This window comes from Pseudoalteromonas sp. CST2 (assembly GCF_028599385.1).
Lineage (GTDB): Bacteria > Pseudomonadota > Gammaproteobacteria > Enterobacterales > Alteromonadaceae > Pseudoalteromonas > Pseudoalteromonas atlantica.
In genome coordinates, this window is sequence record NZ_JAQREO010000049.1 from 1 (window position 1) to 255 (window position 255).

Consider the following 255-nt stretch of genomic DNA (forward strand, 5'->3'; position numbering starts at 1 on the left):
TCTCGATAATACATGCCCAATGCCAGGTATAGACTCTAGTAGTTTCCTGTTTCTTTTTAAACCAGGCTCATTATCTATGTGATCATCAATGTCAGATTTAAGCTGTTTAATTTCGTCATCTAAAAATGCGATAGTCACTTTTATCGATTGGCGAACACGTGCTGAAACGTTGCTGAATTCACTTGCTTCTAATCGGTTAGCTTCTCGTTGCCGGTTACTCTCAAGCGCATCTAAACGACGGATAAGGGCTTTAAG

The 255-nt window shown here is 40.0% G+C and carries 1 pseudogene; it reads right to left on the reverse strand.

Features of this window, described 5'->3' with window-relative positions:
- Window positions 1-255: pseudogene (locus PSH41_RS20085) on the reverse strand (IS110 family transposase); the annotation flags it as partial.